We start from the raw sequence: 6,681 nt of genomic DNA, 5'->3' as shown, positions 1-6,681 counted from the left end.
CGCGGTGTGCGCGGCGAGCGCCACCTCGGCCACCCGCTCGGTCGTCTGCGGGGCGGGGCGGGGCGCGGCGGGGGGGTCAGTGAAGGTAGGCGAGGATGCCGGGGAGGGGGTCGGTGTCGACGGCGGTGTCGACGACCAGGCGCGGGCCGATGATCGGCTCGTACTCGGCCCGGCGCAGCAGGGTCTGCTCCCAGCTCGGGTGGTGCTCGTCGGGAAGGCGCGCCTCGACCCGGCGGCGGTGCTCGGCCTCGTCCCCGCAGTGCACCTCGATCACCCGCAGCGGCACGCCGGCCCGCCCGGCCAGGTCGTGCCAGAGGCCGCGGGCACTCGCCACCGGGTTCACCGCGTCGACCACCACGCTGAACCCGAGCCCGAGCTGCACCTCGGCGAGCCCGGCGACCGCGCCGTACGCGGCCATCCCGGGCACGTCGCCGACCAGGCCGTACCGGTGCAGGGCCCGCTCCACCGGGTCGACCGGCAGGACCGGGGCGCGCAGCGCGGCGCCGACCCGGACGGCGAGGGTGGTCTTGCCCACGCCGGGCAGGCCGGCGAAGGCGACCAGCAGCGGGCCGCCCGCGCCGGGGCGTACCGCGCCCGGGTCCACCCGACCGTCGGGGACGGGTACCTCGGAGGTCACGGCAGCAGGTGCGGCCGGACGTCGTCGGCGGCCTCGTCGCCGTACGACTCGGCGAGCCGCTTGACGAACAGGTCCCGGCGCACCTCGTACTCCTGGCCGCCGAAGTTCTCCAGCACCAGGGTGGCGAGCAGGCAACCCACCTGCGCGGCGCGCTCCAGGCTGACGCCCCAGTTGAGGGCGGCGAAGAAGCCGGCCCGGAAGCCGTCGCCGACGCCGGTCGGGTCGATCGCCTGGATCTCCCGGGCGATCGGCACGTGGATGGTGGCGAAGTCCCGGCCGGCGATCTCCACGCCCTGCTTGCCCAGCGTGGTGACCCGCACCTTGACCCGGTCGAGCAGCTGCGCGTCGTTGAGCCCGGCCTTGCTCTGCAGCAACGACTTCTCGTACTCGTTGGTCATCAGGTAATCGGCGCCGTCGACCAGGCCGAGCACGTCCGCCCCGTCCATCCGGGCGAGCTGCTGCGACGGGTCGGCGACGAAGGCGTACCCCCGCTCCCGGCACTCGGCGGAGTGCCGGATCATCGCGGCCGGGTCGTTGGCGCTGACCAGCACCAGGTCGAGACCGCCGAGCCGCTGCGCCACGGGGGCCAGCTCGATGTTGCGGGCCTCGCTCATGGCGCCCGCGTAGAACGAGGCGATCTGGCACATGTCGAGGTCGGTGGTGCAGACGAAGCGGGCCGTGTGCGCCACCTCGCTGACGTGCACCGAGTCGCAGTCGACGCCGTGCCGCTCCAGCCAGGAGCGGTAGTCGGCGAAGTCGGCGCCGACCGCGCCGAGCAGCACCGGCCGCAGGCCCAGCTGCGCCATGCCGAAGGCGATGTTGGCGGCGGTGCCGCCGCGCCGGAGCACCAGCTCGTCGACCAGGAAGGACAGGGAGACCTTGTCCAGTTGGTCGGCGATGAGCTGCTCGGCGAAGCGGCCGGGGAAGCTCATCAGGTGGTCGGTCGCGATCGAGCCGGTCACGGCGATCTTCATGTCAACCCTCGCGGTCGGGAGCACGGCGCGGGTCAGCCTACCGGTCCGGCCGGCGCGCCCGTCGCAGGTCGGTCGAGCGGGGGTCAACCCGCGGACGACCGCCCGTCACCGGACGCACACCGCCCGGGGCACGCCACACGGACGAGCCCGGGCAGCACGGACGAAGCGGCGGGGGGGGGGCCCGCCAGGGGACGGCCCCCCCCCGGGGCGGGGGCGGGCGCCCCCCCCCGCCCCCCCGCCGGGGGGGGGGCGGGCGGCCGCACCGCCGCGAGCGCGGCAGGAGAATCCCTGCCGCGCTCGCGAGACGGACTGACGTCAGCTGCAGCCGCTGGTGGAGCCGCAGCCCTCGCAGACGTAGCAGCTACCGGCCGGCCGCATCTTCGTACCGCAGGTGAAGCAGAGCGGCGCGTCCGCGGCCTTGCCGATCACGGCCTCCAGCAGCTCGGTGCTGGAGCCGACCGACGGCGCCGGCTTGACGGCCACGACCTCGGCCATCTCCTGCGCCGGCTGGGCGACCGCGGCCTTCGGCTCGGCCGGCGTCTCGACCGGGGCGGAGGCGGCCATCGCGGTGAGGTCCGCACCGTTCGCCTCCGCCTCCGCCTCGGCCTGGAGCTGGGCGGCCCGCTCCTTGGCGGTGAAGATGCCCAGCTCCGCGCGGCGCTCGTACGGCAGGAAGTCCAGGGCCAGGCGACGGAAGATGTAGTCCATCACCGAGGCCGCCATGCGGACGTCCGGGTCGTCGGTCATGCCGGCCGGCTCGAAGCGCATGTTGGTGAACTTGCTGACGTACGTCTCCAGCGGGACGCCGTACTGGAGACCGATGGAGATGGCCACCGAGAAGGCGTCCATCACGCCGGCCAGGGTCGAGCCCTGCTTCGACATCTTGAGGAAGACCTCGCCGAGGCCGTCGTCCGGGTACGACGAGGCGGTGAGGTAGCCCTCGGCGCCGCCGACCGAGAAGGAGATGGTCTGCGACGGCCGCTTCTTCGGCAGCCGCTTGCGCACCGGCCGGTACTCGACGACCTTCTCCACGACCTTCTCGACCTCGGCGGCCGGGGCCTCCGTCACCGCGGCGGCCTTGTTCGGCTTGGCGGCCGAGAGCGGCTGGCCCACCTTGCAGTTGTCCCGGTAGATCGCCAGCGCCTTGAGGCCGAGCTTCCAGCCCTCGAAGTAGATCTTCTCGACGTCCTCGACGGTCGCCTGCTCCGGCATGTTGACCGTCTTGGAGATGGCGCCGGAGATGAACGGCTGGACGGCCGCCATCATCCGCACGTGGCCCATCGGCGCGATGGAGCGCTCGCCCATGGCGCAGTCGAAGACCGGGTAGTGCTCCGGCTTGAGACCCGGGGCGTCCACCACGTGGCCGTGGTCGGCGATGTGCTCGATGATCGCCTCGACCTGCTCCTCCGGGTAGCCGAGGCTGCGCAGCGCCCGCGGCACCGTCTGGTTGACGATCTGCATCGAGCCGCCGCCGACCAGCTTCTTGAACTTGACCAGGGCCAGGTCCGGCTCGACACCGGTGGTGTCGCAGTCCATCATCAGGCCGATGGTGCCGGTCGGGGCCAGCACGCTGGCCTGCGAGTTCCGCCAGCCGTTCTTGTCACCCACCTTGTTGCCGAGGGTCCACTGCTTCGTGGCCTCGCGCTGGATGGCGGTGGCCACCGTGCCGGTCGGCTTGATCGCGTCGTTGGCGGCGGCGTGCTTGCGCATGACCCGCTTGTGCGCCTCCGCGTTGCGGGCGTAGCCGTCGTACGCGCCGACGATGCCGGCCAGCTCGGCCGAGCGCCGGTACGCCGTGCCGGTCATCAGCGAGGTGATCGCCGCGGCGACCTCCCGGCCCGGCTCCGAGTCGTACGGCAGGCCGGAGGCCATCAGCAGCGCGCCCAGGTTGGCGTACCCGATGCCGAGCTGCCGGTAGGCGCGGGTGGTCTCGCCGATCTTCTCGGTCGGGAAGTCGGCGAAGCAGATCGAGATGTCCATCGCGGTGATGACGAACTCCACCGACTTGACGAACTTCTCCACCTCGAAGCCGCCGTCGGCCCGCATGAACTTCATCAGGTTCAGCGAGGCCAGGTTGCACGAGGAGTTGTCCAGGTGCAGGTACTCCGAGCACGGGTTCGACGCGGTGATCCGACCGGTCTCCGGGCAGGTGTGCCAGTCGTTGATCGTGTCGTCGTACTGCAGGCCCGGGTCGGCGCACTCCCAGGCGGCCTGGGAGATGGTGCGGAACAGCTTCTTGGCGTCGATCGTCTCGATGGTCTGCCCGTCGAGCCGGCCGCGCAGGTCGAAGCCGCCGCCGTTCTCCACCGCGGTCATGAACTCGTCGGAGACCCGGACGGAGTTGTTGGCGTTCTGGTACTGCACGCTGACGATGTCCGCGCCGCCCAGGTCCATGTCGAAGCCGGCGTCCCGCAGCGCGCGGATCTTGTCCTCCTCGCGCGCCTTGGTCGCCACGAACTCCTCGATGTCCGGGTGGTCGACGTCGAGGATGACCATCTTGGCGGCCCGCCGGGTGGCGCCACCGGACTTGATGGTGCCGGCCGAGGCGTCCGCGCCGCGCATGAAGCTGACCGGGCCGGAGGCGGTGCCGCCGGAGGAGAGCAGCTCCTTCGAGGAACGGATGCGGGAGAGGTTGACCCCGGCACCCGACCCGCCCTGGAAGATCCGCCCCTCCTCCTTGTACCAGTCGAGGATGGAGTCCATCGAGTCGTCGACCGCCAGGATGAAGCAGGCGCTGACCTGCTGCGGCGACGGCGTGCCCACGTTGAACCAGACCGGCGAGTTGAAGCTGAACACCTGGTGCAGCAGCATCCAGGTCAGCTCGTGCGCGAACACCTCGGCGTCGGCCGGGGTGGCGAAGTAGCCGTACTCCTCGCCGGCGGTGCGGTAGGTGTCGACCACCCGGTCGATGAGCTGCCGCAGCGACCACTCCCGCTCCGGGGTCCCCACCGCGCCCCGGAAGTACTTGGTGGTCACGATGTTGGCCGCGTTGACCGACCAGGACTCGGGGAACTCCACCCCGCGCTGCTCGAAGTTGATCGAGCCGTCCCGCCAGTTCGTCATCACGACGTCGCGGCGCTCCCAGGTGACCTCGTCGTAGGGATGCACCCCCTCGGTCGTCCAGACGCGCTCGATCTTCAGCCCCGCCCCGGCCTTGTTCCGTGACTTGCTGGTCGTCACGCCCTCGCCCCCCTCGTCGGCGCGGTCACCCACCGCGCCTCGTCAACTGTCAGAAATCCGAAAAACTCAACTGATCGCGCCGGCGGCCTCGGCCGCCTCGGCGCCGGCGCCCTCCCGGGCGCGTGCGGCGGTCCGCAGCGTCTCGATCTCGCGCTCGAAGTCGGCGAGCGAGTCGAAGGACCGGTAGACGCTGGCGAAGCGCAGGTAGGCCACCTCGTCCAGGTCGCGCAGCGGCCCGAGGATGGCCAGCCCGACCTCGTGGCTGGGGATCTCGGCGGCCCCCTTGGCCCGCACGGTCTCCTCGACCTTCTGCGCCAGCAGCGCGATCGAGTCGTCGTCGACCGGCCGACCCTGGCACGCCTTGCGCACCCCGCCGATGATCTTCGTGCGGCTGAACGGCTCGGTCACCCCGCTGCGCTTGACCACCGCGAGCACCGCCTCCTCGACGGTGGTGAACCGCTTGCCGCACTCCGGGCAGGACCGCCGCCGCCGGATGAGCTGGCCGTCGTCGGCCTCCCGCGAGTCGACCACCCGGGAGTCGGCGTGCCGGCAGTACGGACACCGCATCGCCTTGCCTCCTTCATCGACCGCGGGCACACCGACCGACTCCCGGGCACGCGCCACCGCGACGGAGCCATCCCCTCGATGACTGACGCCGGCCGGACGGTACGGGAGTGCGTTCGGTAGTTGAACCCAACCTGTGGGCGACTTACGCCCGTGTGACTACTACATCTAGGGGTTGACCGTATGCCGTCCCCCTAGCGCGGTCAAGTTGAACGGCGTGTCCGGCGAGTCGCCAGCATCACTCACCCAACGGGCGGCCCGCCCGGCGGTCACGCGACACGCCGATAGAACATTCGTTCGAGGGCGACGTACCATTTATCAGAACAGGCGTTCGGAAATCCAGGATTTTGCCGCGACACGCCGACAACACGTCGTACAGATGTTTGAAAATGGCCGATCTCACCTATACGGTCAACAACGACCGGATGCGGCGTGTCGCGTCGGACCGGCCCCAGCACCACCTGAGCACGCACCACGAGCCGACGAGGCACCCAGCGCCGACCAGGGAGGACGGACGTGACCGAGGACCGGGCCAGCCGGCAGAAGAACCCGCAGCCGATCGACGGGGCGGGTCCGCCGGCGACCCGTCGACCCCGCACCGCGCGCAGCCGGGCGGCCCAGCCCGCCGTGCGCCCGGTCACGCCGGTGGTCAGCAGCTTCCCCGACCCCACCACGGTCGACCTGACCGCCCGGCAGCGCCGGATCCTGGAGTTCATCCGCACCTGGGTGGAGCGCCACGGCTACCCGCCGAGCGTGCGTGAGATCGGCGAGGCGGTCGGCCTGGTCTCGCCGTCCAGCGTCGCCTACCAGCTCAAGGAGCTGGAGAAGAAGGGCTTCCTGCGGCGCGACCCGAACCGGCCGCGTGCCGTGGACGTGCGCGCCCCCGGTGACGTCGACGACGAGGCGGCCCGGGCCCAGCGGCCGGCCCCGGCGTACGTGCCGATGCTCGGCCGGATCGCCGCCGGTGGCCCGATCCTCGCCGAGCAGGCCGTGGAGGATATCTTCCCCCTCCCCCGCGAGCTGGTCGGCGAGGGCGAGGTCTTCATGCTCCAGGTCAAGGGCGACTCGATGCTGGACGCGGCGATCTGCGACGGCGACTGGGTGGTCGTCCGGCAGCAGCCCAACGCCGAGGTGGGCGACATCGTGGCCGCCATGCTCGACGGCGAGGCGACGGTGAAGACCTACCGCCGCCGCGACGGGCACGTCTGGCTGATGCCGCAGAACCCGGCCTTCGACCCGATCCCGGGCGACGACGCCACCATCATGGGTCGCGTGGTCGCCGTGCTGCGCCGGATCTGACGAGACGCGGAATGGGGTGACCGGCCG

The 6,681-nt window shown here is 71.5% G+C and carries 5 protein-coding genes; 1 reads left to right on the top strand and 4 read right to left on the bottom strand.

All coding sequences use genetic code 11. The features are described from left to right. Positions 1–76: 76 nt before the first annotated feature. The 4 genes from ACWEVO_RS26025 to nrdR all read right to left on the bottom strand — a co-directional run bounded on the left by ACWEVO_RS26025 (position 77) and on the right by nrdR (position 5,358). On the bottom strand, positions 77–637 hold the full coding sequence (locus ACWEVO_RS26025) for an AAA family ATPase (RefSeq protein ID WP_452310134.1): 561 nt from the start codon (positions 635–637) through the stop codon (positions 77–79). Then, positions 634–1,611, bottom strand: coding sequence for a carbohydrate kinase family protein (locus ACWEVO_RS26020; RefSeq protein ID WP_452310133.1), 978 nt, complete (start codon positions 1,609–1,611; stop codon positions 634–636). The genes ACWEVO_RS26025 and ACWEVO_RS26020 overlap by 4 nt, the downstream gene beginning before the upstream one ends. Positions 1,612–1,926: 315 nt before the next feature. Then, positions 1,927–4,824, bottom strand: coding sequence for a vitamin B12-dependent ribonucleotide reductase (locus ACWEVO_RS26015; RefSeq protein WP_452310132.1), 2,898 nt, complete (start codon positions 4,822–4,824; stop codon positions 1,927–1,929). Between the two features lie 33 nt (positions 4,825–4,857). Continuing rightward, positions 4,858–5,358 carry a transcriptional regulator NrdR gene (gene nrdR, locus ACWEVO_RS26010; RefSeq protein ID WP_452310131.1) on the bottom strand — a complete coding sequence of 167 codons (501 nt, stop codon included), beginning with the start codon at positions 5,356–5,358 and terminating at the stop codon, positions 4,858–4,860. A gap of 513 nt (positions 5,359–5,871) precedes the next feature. Here nrdR and lexA point away from each other — a divergent pair. After that, positions 5,872–6,654 carry a transcriptional repressor LexA gene (lexA, locus tag ACWEVO_RS26005; RefSeq protein WP_452310130.1) on the top strand — a complete coding sequence of 261 codons (783 nt, stop codon included), beginning with the start codon at positions 5,872–5,874 and terminating at the stop codon, positions 6,652–6,654. Positions 6,655–6,681 lie beyond the last annotated feature (27 nt).

This window comes from Micromonospora sp. NPDC003776 (assembly GCF_053605645.1).
Note: the sequence above shows the minus strand (reverse complement) of the source record. Positions and strands in the feature narration are given on the sequence as shown.

Excerpts from the sequence above, each read along its gene's own strand:
- ACWEVO_RS26020 (WP_452310133.1), bottom strand. The coding sequence starts at position 1,611 with ATGAAGATCGCCGTGACCGGCTCGATCGCGACCGACCACCTGATGAGC.
- nrdR (WP_452310131.1), bottom strand. The coding sequence starts at position 5,358 with ATGCGGTGTCCGTACTGCCGGCACGCCGACTCCCGGGTGGTCGACTCG.